Source organism: Pseudomonas sp. Snoq117.2, from assembly GCF_900110545.1.
Taxonomy (GTDB): domain Bacteria; phylum Pseudomonadota; class Gammaproteobacteria; order Pseudomonadales; family Pseudomonadaceae; genus Chryseomonas; species Chryseomonas benzopyrenica.
The window spans coordinates 1-16,887 of the sequence record NZ_FOED01000014.1 but is presented as its reverse complement, the minus strand read 5'-3'; the positions used below and the strand labels follow the sequence as shown (position 1 = coordinate 16,887).

17 protein-coding genes are annotated in these 16,887 nt (G+C 59.9%); 16 read left to right on the top strand and 1 reads right to left on the bottom strand.

Annotated features, from left to right (window positions below; genetic code table 11):
• Window positions 1-39 precede the first annotated feature (39 nt).
• From BMZ43_RS22060 to traN, 8 genes are read left to right on the top strand one after another with little or no spacing between them, the layout of a single operon-like run.
• The gene (locus BMZ43_RS22060) at window positions 40-729 is read left to right on the top strand and encodes a DsbC family protein (protein WP_093256548.1); all 690 of its coding nucleotides are present in this window, start codon (window positions 40-42) and stop codon (window positions 727-729) included.
• On the top strand, window positions 726-3,128 hold the full coding sequence (traC, locus tag BMZ43_RS22055; RefSeq protein WP_093256545.1) for a type IV secretion system protein TraC: 2,403 nt from the start codon (window positions 726-728) through the stop codon (window positions 3,126-3,128). The genes BMZ43_RS22060 and traC overlap by 4 nt, the downstream gene beginning before the upstream one ends.
• A complete protein-coding gene (locus BMZ43_RS22050; protein ID WP_074585408.1) occupies window positions 3,125-3,445 on the top strand; it encodes a hypothetical protein in 321 nt (106 codons plus the stop codon). The genes traC and BMZ43_RS22050 overlap by 4 nt, the downstream gene beginning before the upstream one ends.
• A complete protein-coding gene (gene lepB / locus BMZ43_RS22045) occupies window positions 3,442-3,933 on the top strand; it encodes a signal peptidase I (protein WP_093256542.1) in 492 nt (163 codons plus the stop codon). Before BMZ43_RS22050 ends, lepB begins: the two co-directional genes overlap by 4 nt.
• On the top strand, window positions 3,927-5,063 hold the full coding sequence (locus tag BMZ43_RS22040) for a TrbC family F-type conjugative pilus assembly protein (RefSeq protein WP_093256540.1): 1,137 nt from the start codon (window positions 3,927-3,929) through the stop codon (window positions 5,061-5,063). The genes lepB and BMZ43_RS22040 overlap by 7 nt, the downstream gene beginning before the upstream one ends.
• Window positions 5,060-5,731, top strand: coding sequence for an EAL domain-containing protein (locus tag BMZ43_RS22035; RefSeq protein ID WP_093256538.1), 672 nt, complete (start codon window positions 5,060-5,062; stop codon window positions 5,729-5,731). Before BMZ43_RS22040 ends, BMZ43_RS22035 begins: the two co-directional genes overlap by 4 nt.
• Before the next feature lie 18 nt (window positions 5,732-5,749).
• On the top strand, window positions 5,750-6,796 hold the full coding sequence (locus BMZ43_RS22030; protein ID WP_093256535.1) for a TraU family protein: 1,047 nt from the start codon (window positions 5,750-5,752) through the stop codon (window positions 6,794-6,796).
• Between the two features lie 8 nt (window positions 6,797-6,804).
• Window positions 6,805-10,173, top strand: a complete 3,369-nt coding sequence (gene traN, locus BMZ43_RS22025) for a conjugal transfer protein TraN (RefSeq protein ID WP_093256533.1) — start codon at window positions 6,805-6,807, stop codon at window positions 10,171-10,173.
• A 44-nt stretch (window positions 10,174-10,217) separates the two neighbouring features.
• Here the strand turns inward: traN and BMZ43_RS22020 are convergent, their stop codons facing one another.
• Window positions 10,218-10,871, bottom strand: coding sequence for an AcaB family transcriptional regulator (locus BMZ43_RS22020; protein ID WP_093256530.1), 654 nt, complete (start codon window positions 10,869-10,871; stop codon window positions 10,218-10,220).
• Between the two features lie 437 nt (window positions 10,872-11,308).
• Between BMZ43_RS22020 and BMZ43_RS26225 the strand changes: the two genes are divergently transcribed.
• The 8 genes from BMZ43_RS26225 (at window position 11,309) to BMZ43_RS21990 (ending at window position 16,733) form a co-directional block, all read left to right on the top strand.
• Window positions 11,309-11,620: a hypothetical protein gene (locus BMZ43_RS26225; protein ID WP_108576343.1), complete on the top strand. Its 312-nt coding sequence runs from the start codon at window positions 11,309-11,311 to the stop codon at window positions 11,618-11,620.
• 114 nt (window positions 11,621-11,734) lie between these two features.
• Window positions 11,735-11,926 carry a hypothetical protein gene (locus tag BMZ43_RS22015; RefSeq protein ID WP_169887004.1) on the top strand — a complete coding sequence of 64 codons (192 nt, stop codon included), beginning with the start codon at window positions 11,735-11,737 and terminating at the stop codon, window positions 11,924-11,926.
• Window positions 11,927-12,150: 224 nt separating this feature from the next.
• Window positions 12,151-12,732: a single-stranded DNA-binding protein gene (gene ssb / locus BMZ43_RS22010; RefSeq protein ID WP_093256528.1), complete on the top strand. Its 582-nt coding sequence runs from the start codon at window positions 12,151-12,153 to the stop codon at window positions 12,730-12,732.
• A 70-nt stretch (window positions 12,733-12,802) separates the two neighbouring features.
• Window positions 12,803-12,940 carry a hypothetical protein gene (locus BMZ43_RS26610; RefSeq protein ID WP_177344846.1) on the top strand — a complete coding sequence of 46 codons (138 nt, stop codon included), beginning with the start codon at window positions 12,803-12,805 and terminating at the stop codon, window positions 12,938-12,940.
• A 24-nt stretch (window positions 12,941-12,964) separates the two neighbouring features.
• Window positions 12,965-13,930 carry a recombinase RecT gene (locus tag BMZ43_RS22005; protein ID WP_093256526.1) on the top strand — a complete coding sequence of 322 codons (966 nt, stop codon included), beginning with the start codon at window positions 12,965-12,967 and terminating at the stop codon, window positions 13,928-13,930.
• A gap of 68 nt (window positions 13,931-13,998) precedes the next feature.
• A complete protein-coding gene (locus BMZ43_RS22000; RefSeq protein ID WP_093256524.1) occupies window positions 13,999-15,012 on the top strand; it encodes a YqaJ viral recombinase family nuclease in 1,014 nt (337 codons plus the stop codon).
• 210 nt (window positions 15,013-15,222) lie between these two features.
• Window positions 15,223-16,266, top strand: coding sequence for an AAA family ATPase (locus tag BMZ43_RS21995; RefSeq protein WP_074585423.1), 1,044 nt, complete (start codon window positions 15,223-15,225; stop codon window positions 16,264-16,266).
• A gap of 2 nt (window positions 16,267-16,268) precedes the next feature.
• Complete coding sequence (locus BMZ43_RS21990) at window positions 16,269-16,733, top strand: hypothetical protein (RefSeq protein WP_093256521.1); 465 nt, start codon at window positions 16,269-16,271, stop codon at window positions 16,731-16,733.
• Window positions 16,734-16,887: the final 154 nt, after the last annotated feature.

The window sequence follows — 16,887 nt, the reverse complement described above, 5'->3', positions numbered from 1 at the left end:
CATCGGTAGCCTGACGGTAACTCAAATAGAGGTGCCGTCATGCTGTGTAAGATTCTTACAAGCGCTGTGCTCGCTGCCAGCGCCTTATCCTTCCAACTGGCTTTCGCCCAGAGCGCAACAGACACGGCACCGCTACCGATCAACGGAATGATCGCCGCCGTGAAAAACGAAAAGTTGGCCTTTGTCAGCGACAACGGCCGCTTTGTGTTCCGCGGCTCGCTGTACGACACCTGGAGCCAGAAGGAAATCACCACCCTCGCTGAGGCCGAGCGAGCATCGAACTACATCGATCTGGCGAAGCTGCGCTTCCGGGTGGACGACCTAGCGCCTTTCACCTTCGGCACCGGCTCGAAAGAAGTGGTCATCTTCACAGATCCGCTCTGCCCATCCTGTCACCAGCTGGTGCAGGACCTGAAGCAGGTGAAGGGCTACACCTTCAAGATCCTCGAACTGTCCGCGATGGGCCCGGATAGCGGCAAGATCGTTCGAAGCCTGCACTGTGCCAAGGACAAGTCCGAGGCACTTGCTGTGGTCCTGGGCGAGACGAAGCCGCGCGTGGTCGATCAGGTCGGAGACGACTGCGATACCTCGGCTATCGGCAAGCGAATCATCAGCGCGCAGATGTTCGGGGTGAAGGGCGTTCCCTTCATGATCCGTAATGATGGCCTGGTCCGCCATGGGTACGAGAAGGGCAGCCTGGAGCCTTGGCTTGCGGGTGCCGGCCAATGACCAGTTATGTGAAGGGTAACTTTCCGATCGGGGATCTGCTGAGCGTTACGGCGTTCGACGAGGCCAACATGGTCTTTCTCCTCGACGACAACCAGATTGGATTCTCTTTCCTTTGCCAGCCGCTCCCCGGCAGTGACGGGAAAGAAGGCGAGCAGTTGAAATCCGTCCTTAAACAAGCGTGGCCCGCCAACGCAAGTGTCAACTTCTGCCTGTTCGCGTCGCAAAATATCAATAACCCGATCAATGCGATGCTTCGCTTGAGAAATGATACTCCGGAAGGGGTGATCAAGACTGCATTGAAGAATCGCTCGGAATACCTGTTCAAGGGAACTCTGGACCCTATTGACGATTATTCTGGGATCAAGGTCCGTGATATTCACCTTGTAATTACTGTCATGATGCCTATCGCGAATGTCGAACCGACTGATCGTGAAACGCAAATGGCGAGTGAAATTCGCTCCCAATTTGATTCCGTCTTCAAGTCGGTCGGATTGGCGCCGATTGGTATGGGTCGTAATCTCTATCTAGAGGTAATGTCCTCTATCTTGAATCAGGGCGCAGAAGCATCTTGGCGTGACCGAAACGAAATTGAAGCGGATGATGACAAGCCGCTAAAAGTTCAGCTCCTGGATTATGATCGCACATTGATTCCGCACAAGGATCATCTCCAAATTGGAGATACCCTGGTCAAATGTCTTTCCGTGAAAAAGTTCCCGCGGCGCACGTTGCAGGGCGCGGCCGGATGGTATCTCGGAGATCTCCTCACTGGTGCCACGGGTATTCGCGAAAACTGCCTGATCAGCTTCACGATCTATTTCCCGGAGCAGCAGGGGTTCAAGGACAAGCTGGGCGCGAAGCGCCAGTGGGTAAATAACCAAGCATACGGCCCTTTGCTGAAGTTCGTGCCAAAGCTGGGCGCAAAAAAGCACGGTATGGATGCACTGTTCAAAGAGCTTGACGAGGGCGAGTCTGCTGTCCGCTGCAATATGACCATGGTGGTCTTCGCTCCAAACCGTGATCGCCTGATCCGCGCTGCGGCTGAGGCGCGCAACTACATGAGCATCCGCCAATTTACCTTCATGGAGGATCGATTCTTTGTCCTCCCAATATTCCTCAATGCGCTTCCCTTCGGAGCTGATCCTAAAGCTGTTGAGGAGCTTTACCGTTATAAGTCTATGGCTATCACCCAGGCCCTTCCCCTGGTTCCTATCTATGCAGACTGGAAGGGGACCGGCACGCCAACGATGCAGTTCGTATCGCGAAACGGACAGCTGATGTCCTATTGTCTATTCGATTCGGATACCAACTATAACGCTACAATCGCGGCGCAATCTGGTAGTGGTAAGTCGTTCCTGACCAACTATCTGATTACTTCGTATCGCTCGATCGGCGCTCAGGTGTGGGTGATCGACGTTGGTCGTTCCTACTTGAAGTTGGCGAAAGCATTCGACGGCGACTTCGTGGAATTCACCCAGGAGTCTCAAATTTGCCTGAATCCTTTCGAGCTCGTTCAAGATTACTCTGAAGAAGAAGATGTACTGATTGGGCTTTTGAGCGCAATGGCCGCGCCCACCGCTCCGCTCTTGGACTTGCAAATTGCAGGGCTTCGCAAACACACCCATGACGTGTTTGGAAAGTTGGGCGGCGAGATGGTCGTAGACGATGTGGAGAAGTCGCTGCTAAGTGATGAGGATCCGCGTGTTCAGGACATCGGGAAGCAGCTGTATCCGTTCACTCGAGCAGGCATGTATGGCAAGTTCTTCAATGGAAAGAACAACGTTGACTTTAAAAACCCTTTTACCGTTCTCGAACTTGAAGAACTGAAAGGGCGCAAGCATCTGCAGCAAGTGGTATTGCTGCAACTAATCTATCAAATCCAGCAAGCGATGTATCTGGGTAGTCGTGACCAGAAGAAGATCGTGATTATCGATGAAGCCTGGTCGTTGCTCACCGAGGGCGACGTCGCTAAGTTCATCGAACACGGTTACCGCCGGTTCCGTAAGTACAACGGCTCGGCGATCACGATCACCCAGTCCGTGAACGACCTGTACGCGAACTCTACCGGCCGGGCGATCGTAGAAAACTCCGCGCATCAGTTCCTGCTCGGCCAGAAGGCCTCCGCGATCGATCTGATCCAAAAGGAAAAGCGCCTCTCGCTCACGGAGGGTGGCTTCAAACTACTCAAGTCGGTGCACACAGTACGAGGCCAGTACTCCGAAATCTTCTTCTCGACCGAACATGGTTCCGGAATCGGGCGGTTGACGGTCGACAAGTATTCCAACCTGCTTTACAGCACCTTCGCGAAAGACGTTGAGGATATTGGGCGTTATACCGACCAGGGTATCCCGACGGCAGAAGCCATCACACGGGTGATGGCTGATCGGGGGCTGGCGGCATGAACCAGACCCTCTCGACGGTCCTGATCTCCGCGCTCGTCTCCATGGCGGTGGTCACTGGCTACGCCTGGCTGTTCAAAACGGACGAATTCGGCACCCAGATCGCAATCGTCGATTACGACGCTGCCACCCGAAACGTCGATGTGCGTGACCCGCAAGCGGTAGATGCGGCCATGGCAGCGCTACGCGCCTCGGCGAATAAGCTCGCTGCCAACGGCTTCGTCACCATCGATAAGCGCGCGGTGGTCAGCTATCCCGCAGAGCTTGAGGTGCCAGCGAGCGCGCCGGGAGCTGCGAAGCAAGCCGAGGATGCCGAGTGAGCCGCCACCTCAGGTTTCTGCTGAAGGCCCTCCCGTTCAGCTTACTGGCCGCCGGCGCGGCCTGGTACGCGACGTCGCGCTACGAGATAGGGATCGATCCGCAGAAGAACACGTGCCTGGACTGGCGGGTGTTCTTGATCGACCGTTATGACCAGACCGTCGAGCGTGATGCCATCTATGCGTTTCGCTCGACCCAGATGGAACCGTTCTTCCGCAATGGCACCAAGGTCATCAAGTACGTCCGTGGCGTGCCGGGTGACCGAGTCATCGTGACCCCCGAGCGGGTAACTATCAACGGTGAGGCCCAGGGCCAAGGCGTGCTGCTGGCCAAACGGCTCGGAAAGCCTGCAAGTCGTTACCGTCGTGACGAGATCGTACCAGCGGACCAGCTCTGGTTCATGGGCACCTCCCTGGACAGCTTTGACTCTCGCTACTGGGGCTACGTCAGCAAGGTCGACGTGCTCGGCCGGGCGTACCCGATATGGTGAGCCTGCGCGCGGTAATCGGTGTCGTTGCGCTGTTGTTCGCCACGCTCTCGGCCGCCGACAGCGCCGTTGAGCAAGAGCAGGCGGCGCTGGAGCATTTCGCCGCTGATCTCAAGGAGATGCAGGTCAGCACTAAGCAGGAGGTCGACTTCACGCTGCGTAACGAAGACTTCAGCTACCTGAAGCAAAGCCAACCGCTGGCAAGCCCTCTCGAAGCGCCCAAGCCGCCGGTAGACACCCGGAAGGTTGTCTACCAGATCCTGGTGTCGTGGTCCCTGGGCGAGGCAGAGATCAAGCAGCTGCTGCAGAACTATGACGGTAACGAGTCAGTAGAGCTCGTCTTCCGCGGTGTGCCCGAAGACATGCCGTTTGCCCTGGCGCTCGCCAAGCTGCAGCGCCTGTCGCTCGAGACCAAGACCAAAACATCGGTGCTGATCAATCCGGTGGTGTTCGAAGAGGCCGGCGTCGACCAGGTGCCGGCGATTCGCAAGTTGGTTGATCAGAAGTCGGTTTACCTGGCGAAGGGCACCACCTCCACCGCGAGCGCGGACGAGGCCTTTGCCCGTCGCAAAGAGCCAGTGCTGTCGCTGGGTCCTCTGGTCGAGATCGCCGAACGTGACCTCATCGAGGTGATGAAAGAGCGGCTGGCCAAAGTCGACATGGAAAAGATGAAAGCGCGCGCCCTGAACACCTTCTGGGACAAGCAGACGTTCGCCGAGCTGCCACGCGCCACCCGGCATCGAGTGCGCGCCCTGGATCCCACGGTGCTGGTGCCGGCGGACATGACCGCGGCAGATGGCACTGTGATCCACAAGGCGGGCGATCGGATCAATCCGCTCGACATGCGTCCCTTCACCCAACGCCTGGTGATCATCGACCCGCTCGACCCGCAGCAGGTCGCCCTGGCCAAGAAGCAGGTTGCGGATTACGGCGCCAAGCAAAACGTCGTGGTGATCGTTTCGCGCGTGGCGCGGGAGCAAGGCTGGGATGGCTTCGCCGCCCTGCAGAACGAGATCGACCACGCCGCCTATGTCCTGCGCGATGACGTGCGCAGCCGCTTCGCCATCGACTTCGTGCCGTCTGTTGTGACGGCCGATCGCCATAGCTTCTACATCGAGGAGTTTGCGCCGTGATCGAGCTTGCCTTGCAGAAAATCCATCATCAGAACGGCGCGGTTCTTGGGCACGAGGTCCTGGCCCGCAAGACCACCGTCCAGGGCGTCCTGGGGCCCGGCGTCTTCATGTCCGGCGCGACCGATGAGGACTGGGAACGCCTGGACGCGGATGTGATCGGCCTGGTCGTAGCGCGGGCGCATGAGTTACCTGCCAGGGGCATCCTGTTCATCAATCTGAGCCCGGCATCCCTGCTCAACCTGCTGCACCTGAACCGGCTCTGTCAGCTGGTCAGCGGCCTTTCGCTTTCCGTGTGCTTCGAGATTCCCGAGCTTTCTCCCCTCCAGGGCGTCGACCTGGAGGAGCGGCTGGTGATGATCCGTCGGCACGGTATCGCCGTGGCCATCGACGACTATGGCCAGGACAGCGCGGATTCGGCCCGTCTCAAACGGCACGCCTGGGACTTCTGCAAGATCGATCTGCCGGCACTGGCCCGCAGTATCAACCTGGACTGGGTCATTGATGCGCGTGATCACTGCACCCGCTGCGGTACCGGTTTGATCCTCGAGAAGGTCGAGCAGGAGCACCTCCTGTGCGAGGTGCTGCTACCGCTCACCGGCGCCGCCCGCCAGGGCTTCGGGTTGTCGATGCCCTTCCTCCTTCCTGCTGCTGCGCTCGCCGCCTCCTGACTCAAGGCCTTTGAACCCATGTTGATTCGCTATGCAGCGGCTCTGATCCTGTTACTGGCCGTTTTCGGCTCCAACGGCGCGCGGGCAGCCGAAGCGTCCACGCCAACAGCGTCCTGCCCGAACGCCGAGCTGTTCAGCGGCAAGCTGTTCACCGACATCTGCTGGGCGTGCCTCTTCCCGATTCGTATCGCCGGCATTTCCATCACGCCAGGCGATGCGCCGCGGGGGGCCTCGAAGAAAAGTCTCTGCATGTGCGAGGACAACCTCGGGATCTGGAAGCCGGGAATCGTGAACTCCATGTGGGAGCCGGCGCGTTTGATCGAGGTGGTGCGCAAGCCGGGCTGCCTGCCGGCGCTTGGCGGCGTGACGCTCGCTATCGGGGACAAGCGACTGTGGGGAACCCACGCCGACGCCACTACCGGCAACCAGGTGAGCCACGAGCGGATGTCGTTCTACAACGTCCACTACTACGCTTTTCCACTGCTCTCGATCCTCGAGATGTACATGCCCAAGCGCTGCTCGCCAGATGGCTACGCCGACTTCGACATCATCCAGCTTTCCGAGATCGACCCGACCTGGACCAACGACGAACTGGCGTTCTTCGTCAATCCGGAAGCCGCTGCTGTCGCTAACCCGATTGCCCAGGCAGCGTGCACGGCAGATGCCGCGCTGGGTGTGGTCGGTAAGGAGCCGCTGACCTCCCTCTGGTGGTGCGCTGGGACCTGGGGGGAGATCTACCCCATGGCCGGCACCACGCTGCCGAACGACTTCGGCCGGACCACCTCGCTACTCGCTGCCCGGACGCTGGCCACCCAGCACCGGCGCGGCCTGGCGCACCTGACGATGGGCGATGACACCCTTTGCCGGGGATCCATCTTCCCGACCATTCCCAAGTCGCAATACAAGATGTCGATGTTCTTCCCGCGCGCAGAGACCAAGAAGGGGCACTACATCGGCGCAAGCCCCCTAACGTGGCAAGGCGGGGAAGGGCGCGCCATTCCCCAGGTCGGCGAAGACGCGCTCTACATGATGTTCCGTTGGAACGACTGCTGTAACACCCTGTGAGGCACCCGATGCGCAATCCAATCTTTGCCCGGGTGGTCGCCGCTATCACCCTGTTCTTTTACGCCTATGCGTGCCCTGTCATGGCCTGGGCCGACAGCGTGACTGCCTCAGCCGCGACCGGCACTGCGACGGCAAAGGAGGCGCTGAACGCCTGGTCGCCACCGTCCGCCAGCTCAACGGAGATCACCTTTGGCTCGGACGCGGCGAAGCAGTCGGTCAGTATCTCGGAGCTGTTCCCCGGGGTGACCGACTCTTCCAACACCAGCGCGCTCAGCAACATCTACGGCGATGACAAGGCGACGATGGCGGCTGGCAGCGATGCCAACCTGCGGCTGACCTCGGAGGAGTCCTCTAGCGGTGAGGCCTATCGCCTGCTGCGCGGTAACGTCTCCCAGACGCGCCCCGATCTGACCAATGATCCGTTGTGGAACAACACCGACAAGATCATCGACAACCAGGCGCTCTTCAACAAGGAGTTCTCGGACTGCAAGCAGAACACCGAGTACACCAAGGGCACGGCCACGAAGCACGTAAGCGATCTCAAGCAGTGCGAACGGGTGACCGATAAGTCCGGCAGCTACACGCTCAAGCATGAGTACCTGGCAGGGGTCGTCCGATACTACGACGGTCCAGCGAACGTCCAGTCTTGCGGTGAGGGCTGCGTCGATATCTGGCTGGGTCAAGTCGGCAACGACTATTGGCGCGGCAGCTGCACCATCTTCGAAAACGAGATGAAGTTCGAGGTCATCAAGCCCGAAGCGATCCAGAGCGCCCAGCTGGTCTATGCGAAGTGGGACGACTACATGCAGGTGCTCGTCGGCGGGACCAAGGTATGGTCTGGCCCGAACGAAAACTTCCCCCCGGAGACCGAAGGGGCCTGCGAGCTCGATACGTCTTGGGAGACGAATCCCGACGTCAACATGACCTCGATTGTCAAAAAGGGAGGTGTCATCCCCTTCAAGATCCGCGCATCGGTCACCGGCCGCGGTGAGGCCTACGCCAAGCTGCGCATTCTCTATGATCCTCAGGAGGTCATCAGCAACGACAACTGGTACCCGCCGGAGGCTGCCGAGGCCGTGACTGCGGTGAACGACGGCGCCTGCCAGGGCAAGTTCGTTTGCAACAAGATGCCTGACGTGGACGAGAACGGTTGCGCGGTCATTAACGGCACGCGGGTATGTGAAAGCAGCTTCAAGAACAAGTCCCCGGCATCCGGAATATCGCCACTGTGCCAGGAGGTATCGGTCGACGCGCAGTGCAACTTCTACAAGGGCGACATGCAGTGCTACACCGACGCCCAGGGCAACGAGCAGTGCCCCACCAATAGCGATAAGACTTGTGCGGTGTCCCACGACATGCGTGTGGTGGAGGTGCCGGTATCAGCTCGGTTTGCGGTAGAGGATGCCCCGGGCGCCGGTGAGACCAATCGGGTCGAGGTCGACTTCCTCGCCGGTACCTACCGCAACACCTCCAGCAACCTGCGCAGCGACGGCTACGTGGACCAGGCCTCACTGGACGTGATGTGCAAGAAAGGCGCGGACGGCAAGCGGCTTCCACAACGCTTCGCCGTTTCGAGCACCGCGATCTGGACGGGGCACAAGTTTGCCCCCAACACCTTGACCGAGGACTCCCTGAACATCGTTCAGATGCCGACGTGCGACAACGGCCTGAAGATGGTCGTCGATGTGAAGGACACCGGCAAAGGCACGCCTGGCGCGTTCTATGCCCATGAGCTCAAGCTGAAGAACGTGCGCATCGATGGTGAATCATTCGGTCCCCAGTACTGCATCGATTCGGCGAACAAAATCCAGAATGGCCAATGTTCGGAGGGCGGCAGTGTCACGGTTACCCGGGGCGTGGCCAGCGGGTGCTTGAATCTGAAGGGGGTGACGGTTTGCCCTGGCGACGACATGTACAACGCCATGAAGCCTTCCCCGATCAAGGGCGTCGATAAGCTCTTTCAGAACGTCAAGGTTCAGGGTTGCGTCACCGGTGGGCTCAACCTGGACACCTGTACCAAGTTCGAGGCTGACAAGCAGTGCGGCTTCATCTCTCGCCAGTGCGTGGACGGGGCCGAGGGCGAATCGGGCAAATGCTACGTCACGGAGGAAACCTGGGACTGTGGCCATGAGGTTGACGTCCCAACGTCAACGTCCAGCACGAGCTACCAGTGCGATGGCCCAGTCCGGTGCCTGGGCACGGAGTGCTTCAACCCGACGGATGAGAAATCTACCGACTTCGGTTATGCCGCGGCGGCGCTCCAAATTGCCCAGTTTGCAGAACATGATCTGGACTGCGGGGAGAACCCCACCGACACCTCGACCGATCACAACTGCAAGGTCTGGAAAGGGGAGCCCATGGAGTGCAAAAAGGCGGTCGGCGGATGGGTCGATTGCTGTGAGGCGCCGGATGGCATCTCGCTCATGGATTACGTGTCCCTGACCATGAATACCATCAGCTTGACCGAGAAGATCGGGATCATCGATAAGGCACCGACTGCTGAAGCGGCATGGACCTTCGGTAAAGAATTGGCAAGCGGAAGCAACTGGACCTCAGCGTGGAGTTCGGCCGTCAAAACGAACGAAGGCGCCACGACCGTCAGCCAAATGATCGGTTTGGACGTGCTCAAACAGAAGATGATGAACTATGCCGCCGAATGGACGGCGAACACATTCGGCACCGCGGCAGCTAACACGATTTTCGCGAGTGGATCAGCGTCGGCAGGCTCTAGCACTACGCCTTACGCGACGACTAATGCCACTACCGGCGCTGTCAGCACGGCGCCCAACGCGACGTTTGCCGCGGGCTTCGCCAGTGCGCTGTCGGTGATCATGATCGCCTATACGATCTACACGATCGCGAACATCATGGTGCAGATCATCTGGGAGTGTGAGCAGAAGGAATTCGAGCTTGCCGCCAAAAAGGAGACAAAGGTCTGCCACTTCCTGGGCAGCTACTGCGCTTCCAAATCCCCCATGGGATGCATAGAAAAGCGCGAGTCCTACTGCTGCTTCAACTCACCTCTGGGACGAATCATCCAGGAGCAAGCACGGCCTCAACTTGGACGCACTTGGGGCGACGCTGAGAACCCATCCTGCGAGGGTATTTCAGTCGGAGACCTGGCAAAGCTCGATTGGAGCAAGATCGACATCTCGGAGTGGATAGGCATCCTGCAGATCACCAATAACTATCCCACCGCCGACAAGATCAACCTCGATAAGCTGACCGGTAGTGGTTCTACGCTTAACTACCCAGGGGCGAATCGGAAGGACGTTCTTACTAGGAACAACGAGATCATGGATGGTATGGAAGTTACGTTTCCGGATTCGCGGAACGCTACAGAGAAAAATCTGCGAGGAACGTTCAAGGACCAATAGCCACAAAAAAGGCGCCACGAAGGCGCCTTTTTTGTTTAGGTAGATCACGCCGCCGCGGCATCCAGTTCGCTGACAGCGGCTGCGGTTTGCTGGTCGAGGGCGTTCTCTTCGCCGACTTCACCCACGGTGCGAGCGATCTCTGCGGCATCGGGACTTTTCCGCGCTTTGGCTCGAGCGTCGGTCGCCATGGCCTGCAGCTTGCGCACTACGCGCATGAGCTGGCGCTTACGCTCGTTGCCCGTCATGTCGTTGCGGTCAGAGGGCAGGACGCCGAGCAGCCAGGCCGTCTGGGCCTGCACCAGCATCTCATCGAAGCTCTGGATGATGTGGGCCAGGCGCATGATGAGAGGGGTCGAGATCGTGAAGGTGAACGTAGCCGCGTTGTCGTACCGAGCAACCATCCCTTCTTGGCCAGCGGCCTTCAGGATGGCCACGAAGCGATCGCGCTCGTCACTGATCTCTTTTTCGAGCTTGAGGATCAGGCTTTCCACGGCCTTCATCACGTCGGCATGGCTGAACGCGTTGTTCCTGTGTGCGAGGGCACGGGCGATAACGTCTACGGTGTAGAGCGCGCGCGCGGCCCCTTCGAAACAGCGGCGATGGACCTGCTGCGCTTGTTCGGTTTTGAGTACGTATTGGGACTGCAGCGTCGGGGCGGAATAGCTTCCTTGGGGTTTGAAATCGCTTCCGTTGGCCATGGTCGGCTCCTTGGGTTGGGGAGCTTCTACCATAAGGTGGCCATCGCCCAGGCCAGGGCCAATTCACCCCGGTGGAGGGAGCGGATTAGGGGGTTTACAGGTGTAGTGGCACAGCGATATTCTGGAGTCTACTTCGCCCAAGCATGTCGCTTGTGTGTCGTACCCCCTGATTCCATCAGGCGGGTCTATGTGTAGCTGGTCACTCTACTAGCACTATCTGGTCACGATTCGCGGTCGTGACTAATCCCAAAAGGGTTTCTATCCCTTTTGGGATGGAGGCCCTTTTTTTCTTGGAGGCCTCCATTCATGAAAAAGTTGATCCTTTGCATCGCTATCGCGTTTGCCTTCGTGCAATACGTTGTAGTCCCGTCTATACAGTCGTCCCCTGCTGCCAATCAGATCCGCGCGCACCATCAAGCGCTCGAGGAGGCTGGCAAATGAAACTGATTCCATACCTTCTGGTTCTGGCTTTCATCTGGGGTCTGTATCGTCTTTTCAAAAATCGCTCGAAAGCACCTGAACGTCAGGAGCCTACGATCGCCTTGCGAGAAGACATCGACGTCAAGCTTGAGTCGCCGCTCTCGGCCGCTCCAGCAAAAGCAGCACCTGCCCTTGTGATTGACCCGCCTGTTTCTGAACAGCCTCGGCTGCGCGGAGCTACGCGTGTCAGTTCTCTGCCGCCAGCAGTCGACTACTCGGAATACGAGTCGCCGGCCTGGCAGCGTAGCGGCAAGCCGCTCAGTTTCTGAGCCGTGGACTGCCCCTCCGGGGGCAGTGCTGCATGGACCTCCCTTGCGGGTGGTCCACCCAAGCGCCCCCGAAGAACGGGCGTTTCGGTGGACCACCCGACGAGGATTTCCACCATGCGACTGAATGTACAAGCCATCTATGAAGTGGATAGTCGGGAGCTACACCTCGGCGAGAAGTCGGTACCTGTACCTGACCATATCGCCGAGACTGTAGACCCGGACGCTTTGGACCTGCGCCGACTAGCGCGCTGGGCCAAGTCGATAGGACTGATCGCCGCGACCGCGCATGTGGCGGTTTGTCCTTGATCCCGCAATAGCCGAGGGGAGCCACTCCCCTCGGAAGCTTTTCCCGCCTGGCCTTGCCTCAAGCCCAGCCGGAAGGAGCTTCTCCTGCCCAGACCATGACTTTCGAGCACCCTCTGCAGGGCGCTTGATTGCAGCAGCTGAACTGTTTCCGTCAGCACCTCCCTTCCACCCTGCGGGGCTTCTTCCCCATAGGGGCAAGGCGCCTCGGTTACCGGAGATTTCTCATGGCTCGTGGCGTCAACAAAGTCATCCTCGTCGGCAACGCCGGTGCGGACCCCGAAACCCGTTACATGCCCAACGGCAATGCCGTAACCAACGTCACCCTGGCCACCAGCGAAAGCTGGAAGGACAAGCAGACCGGGCAGCAGCAAGATCGAACGGAATGGCACCGCGTCGTGTTCTTCGGCCGCTTGGCCGAGATCGCCGGCGAGTACATCCGTAAAGGCTCCCAGGTCTATGTCGAAGGCACGCTTCGCACGCGCAAATGGCAAGGGCAGGACGGCCAGGATCGCTATACCACCGAGGTAGTCGTCGACATCAACGGCAATATGCAGTTGCTCGGCGGCCGCAGCAATGGCGCTGCCCAGGGCGGTGACTACGACGATCAGCGGAGCGCACCAGCGCCCCAACGATCGCCGCGGTCACAGCAGGCACCGGCGTCTTCGGCGCCGGCGAATGATCGGCCGCAGCAAGCACCGCGGCCGCAGCAGCAGCCTCGTCCTCAGCAGCAACCCACCCCAGGAGATTATGACTCGTTCGACGACGACATCCCGTTCGCGAAAGTGCCGTATCTCTGCATGCTGTAACGCTTCAATCCAATAACCCTTGCGGGCGTCTCCCGCTCGGGGGGCCTCCGCATGCTCACCGGAGGTTCTCATGTCCCGTTCCAATCATTCGCAAAACACTCAGCAAGTCACGGCCCACGATCAGAAGGCGCAGGATCTGCTCAGCGGTATCGAGGCGGAATGCGTCGAGATCATCATGCGCTCTCAGAGCGGTGTGAACTGGGCGTAAGAGGCGCTGTTTGCCTACCACGCCATGCTGGCCAACGACAAACTGCTGAATTGCGCCGTCAACAACAAGCTCAGCTTCAAGCTTGCGATGCAGCAGATCGCAGCGACAGGGCTGACGCTCAATCCCACCGAAAAGATGGCCTTCCTGGTTCCCCGCCAGGGCAAGGTGATCGCTGACGTTTCGTTCCGCGGTTTGATCAAGGTGGCCACCGACAGCCGCGCTGTCGATATGGTGGTGGCGGAGGTCGTCTACAGTGGCGATCGCTTCATCTACCGAGGTGCGACTGCCGAGCCTGAGCATGTCTTCGACCCGTTCCTCGACGTGAGCGAGCGCGGGACGTTTCGCGGCGTCTACACCACCGCCTACCTGGCAACAGGACGGGTCATGGTGAAGGCGATGCGGGCGGCGGATGTGTTCAAAGCACGGGACATGTCGGCGGCCTGGACCTCTCAAGGTCCTGGTAAACGCGGTCCCTGGGAGACGCACTTCGAGGCGATGGCGATCAAGACCGGTATCAAGTCAGCGCGCAAGTATTGGCCAACGACCAACCCGGTGCTCGACCAGGTCATCGATTACCTCAACACCGAAGGTGAGGAGGGGATCGCTGGCACACCGCTGAGCGCTCTGGACGGTTTGGCCAACGCGTCGATGGTGCAGGCGTCCGCGCCGGTATCGCAGGCGGAAGGCGGCAACGTCTATGACCACGTCGGCGACCAGCCGCATGATCGTCGCCAGCAGGAGACGGTCAATGAGCAGGTTCCACGCGAGCAGCCCGGTCGCACCCAGGTGCAGCCGGCCGCCCAAGCTACTTCTGGCCAAGGACGTGAGGTGACGCGCGAGCGAATCCATAGCGTCTGCGATCGCGCTGCACGAACCCGCAGCTGGGAAGGGGCCTGTTCCTGGGCAGAGCAAAACCTCACGGGTGATGCCCTGACCTATGCACTAGGTCTTTTCAAGCAGAGGCAAGCCGCGCAAGCACAGGCGGCGTAGCCCAAACCCAACCCTAACGGGGCCTCATCCCCGTTGGGGCTGGGGTCCCTCCTAACCTGGAGGTGATGATGAATATTGTCGACTTGCGCCAGCGCACGCCGGAATGGCACGCCTGGCGCCGGCAGGGCATCACGGCGACCGCGACAGCGGTCATCCTGGGCCAGCATGTGGAAAAGACGCGCTGGCGGTTGTGGGCCGAGCTCACCGGCCGTGTAGCGCCGCTGGACCTGTCCATGATTCCGCAGGTCCGGCTTGGCATCCTGCATGAGCCGTACGCGGTCGCCTGGTTCGAGGAGCGGTACAAGACCACGCTCCTGCCGCTATGCGGCGAGTGCGCGACGTTTCCGCTTCTTCGCGCCAGCTTCGATGGCGTCGACGACGACGGCTGCCCGGTCGAGGTGAAGGTCCCCTCGGACAAGAACTTCGACCTGGTGCTGGAGCAGGGCGAGAAGAGCGAGCCCTACCGGCTCTATTGGTGGCAGGTACAGCACCAGATTGCGGTGGCTGGCTCTGCCAGGGGCTATCTCGTGTTTTACAGCACGACCCGACAGCCCCTGGTGTTCGAGATCCGTCGCGATCCGGACACCATCGAGCTCATCAAGCAGCAGGCGCAGTTGTTCTGGGAGTTGGTGGTCAGCGAGAAGGAGCCTGAGAAGGATCCTCAGCGCGACTACTTCACCCCGGTCGACGGTGCTCTGGTGCGTTGGGCAGCGACGGCGCAGCAGGTACGCGACGTCGATGCCTTGGCGAGCACGCTGCAGGAACAGCTGAAAGCCCTGAAGGGCCAACGCGAAGCCCTGCAGGCGGATCTGGTCGAGCAGATGGGCGGGTACATGCTGGCCGAGGCGGAGGGCGTTCGCGTCGTCCGCTACCAGCAGGCCGGCAACATGCGGTGGAAGGATCTCTTCGAGAGCCGGAAGCTGCAGGCGACTGAGGAGGAGCGTCAGCGCTTCCGGCAGGCACCCTCTGAGCGGGTCCGGATCACCCTCGATTCGGATCATCCGATCACGACTGCTGCGCTGGAGGCCATGAGGCTGCCATTGGTTGACCAGGAGACGGAATCTCGGGCATTTTGCCTGTGAGGATGAAGGGGCGCGAAAGCGCCCCTGTCTCTTGCCTGGAACGTTGCGGTAAACCTCCGGTTTACCAGAGCTTTCCCGGATCTGTTCTCTGGCTATGCGGCCCGAGAGCGATAACGCAGCTGTGCGTCTTCACAGCAATCATTGAAACCCTACAGGGGCCACCACGCCCCGTAGGGGAGTGGTGCGCCTCCAACCTACTGGAGATTCACCATGAACCTTACCCCTTGCGTCCCGATGTCCGCCTACGGTGTTACTGGTACGAACGCTGACACTATGTCGCCTGCGTTCGCCGCCGAGAATCACCCGCTACTCGACCTGGTACCCAAGCACAACGCGCAATTCCTGTTCCGCACTGAACTGCGCATGCCCGTGATGAACTTCCTGACAGCGTCGGGCGGTGACTCGCTGGCACTCGTAGGCCCTACCGGCGCCGGCAAAACGTCCGTCGTCGAGCAGATCGCAGCGCGGATGCGGTACCCACTGTGCAAGGTCAATGCCCACTCCCGCATGGAAATGCCTGAGCTCATTGGTCAGATGTCGTTGCAGTGTGATCCTGTCACCGGTGATCAGCAGACCGTGTTCGCGCACGGGCCGCTGGCGCTGGCGATGAAAGAGGGCAGCATCTTCCTCCTGGATGAAGCTGACTTCCTGGATCCGGCTGTCATGGCCGGCCTCAACGCTGTATTGGAAGGCGGCGCCCTGGTGCTGGCCGAAAACCGTGGTGAGGTCATCGTGCCGCATCCCAACTTCCGCTTCATCATCACCTGCAACACGCGGGGTCAAGGTGATGAGACAGGCCTCTACACGGGTACCTTGTCCCAGAACCTTGCGTCCTGGGATCGGTACCGCATGCTGGAAGTCTCCTACCTGAGCAAGAAGGAGGAGCTTGCGGTTCTGCAGGCGACGCTGCCCCAGGTCGATGCGACGATCCTGAGCACCATGATCGATGTGGCCAATGGAGTGCGCCAGCAGTTCATCGGCAATCCCGACCAGGCGCTTAAGGCTGGCCAATCGGGGCTGACGGTCACCTTCTCGACGCGGACCCTGCTGCGCTGGGCCCGTATCGCGACGACCTACAGCACCGCTGCCAGCAAGCAAGCGAACTTCCCGTTCGCCTGCCCTCTGGCGCAGGCGCTGCGCGAAGCACTGACCAACCGGACGGACAAGCCCATGCGACTGGTGATCCATACCATCGCAAAGGACAAGTTCGGCGCGGCCTGGGCAAATGATCCTGTCGTTGCACCGGGGGTTTGATCGTGACGCTTTTCTTCGCGATGGACTCCGAGGGCCAGAACAACGTCGAGCAGATGAACACCGAATGGTGGGCGAAGCAGGCGCTGTCTGATCTGAGCAGCGCGGCGGAATCGCTCGGCTTCGCCGACGCGTTGCAGGCGTTGCAGGCTTCCTTCGGGAAGCTTGCGGCAAGCAATGTCGATCCGGAATACGAGGTCGAGAAAGTCGCGTTGCTCATCGCCCTGAAGGTGTCTCTAAAGGAGCCGGCTCGGCTGACGCTGTCAGACGATGCTGGCGACGAGTTGGAGGCTACCCGGCCGGATGGCTGGGACCTGGTGCTGCAGCGCGTCTGCAACCTCACCGATGCGTCGATGCCGAAATGGCGTGATGCCCTGGTTACCCTGGGCGTTATGCCGCGGCCGATGGATCTTTCGAGCCTTGTGTTCGCCGATGTGGCTGCTGCAGGCGAGACGTCCTTCTGCTTTTAAACCACCCTGGCGGGGCCATCCCGCTGGGGTGGCCTCCGTCCCTTACGATGGAGCGATGCAATGCAACTACCCCTTACCAAGTCGGTCGAGTTGTCCAACTCACACATCACGCAAGACGACTTCGTGCTGCTGGAGCGATTCGCGGCTGACTACC

Excerpts from the sequence above, each read along its gene's own strand:
- BMZ43_RS22060 (WP_093256548.1), top strand. The coding sequence starts at position 40 with ATGCTGTGTAAGATTCTTACAAGCGCTGTGCTCGCTGCCAGCGCCTTA.
- traC (WP_093256545.1), top strand. The coding sequence starts at position 726 with ATGACCAGTTATGTGAAGGGTAACTTTCCGATCGGGGATCTGCTGAGC.
- BMZ43_RS22050 (WP_074585408.1), top strand. The coding sequence starts at position 3,125 with ATGAACCAGACCCTCTCGACGGTCCTGATCTCCGCGCTCGTCTCCATG.
- BMZ43_RS22040 (WP_093256540.1), top strand. The coding sequence starts at position 3,927 with ATGGTGAGCCTGCGCGCGGTAATCGGTGTCGTTGCGCTGTTGTTCGCC.
- BMZ43_RS22030 (WP_093256535.1), top strand. The coding sequence starts at position 5,750 with ATGTTGATTCGCTATGCAGCGGCTCTGATCCTGTTACTGGCCGTTTTC.
- traN (WP_093256533.1), top strand. The coding sequence starts at position 6,805 with ATGCGCAATCCAATCTTTGCCCGGGTGGTCGCCGCTATCACCCTGTTC.
- BMZ43_RS22020 (WP_093256530.1), bottom strand. The coding sequence starts at position 10,871 with ATGGCCAACGGAAGCGATTTCAAACCCCAAGGAAGCTATTCCGCCCCG.
- BMZ43_RS26225 (WP_108576343.1), top strand. The coding sequence starts at position 11,309 with ATGAAACTGATTCCATACCTTCTGGTTCTGGCTTTCATCTGGGGTCTG.
- BMZ43_RS22015 (WP_169887004.1), top strand. The coding sequence starts at position 11,735 with ATGCGACTGAATGTACAAGCCATCTATGAAGTGGATAGTCGGGAGCTA.
- ssb (WP_093256528.1), top strand. The coding sequence starts at position 12,151 with ATGGCTCGTGGCGTCAACAAAGTCATCCTCGTCGGCAACGCCGGTGCG.
- BMZ43_RS26610 (WP_177344846.1), top strand. The coding sequence starts at position 12,803 with ATGTCCCGTTCCAATCATTCGCAAAACACTCAGCAAGTCACGGCCCAC.
- BMZ43_RS22005 (WP_093256526.1), top strand. The coding sequence starts at position 12,965 with ATGCTGGCCAACGACAAACTGCTGAATTGCGCCGTCAACAACAAGCTC.
- BMZ43_RS22000 (WP_093256524.1), top strand. The coding sequence starts at position 13,999 with ATGAATATTGTCGACTTGCGCCAGCGCACGCCGGAATGGCACGCCTGG.
- BMZ43_RS21995 (WP_074585423.1), top strand. The coding sequence starts at position 15,223 with ATGAACCTTACCCCTTGCGTCCCGATGTCCGCCTACGGTGTTACTGGT.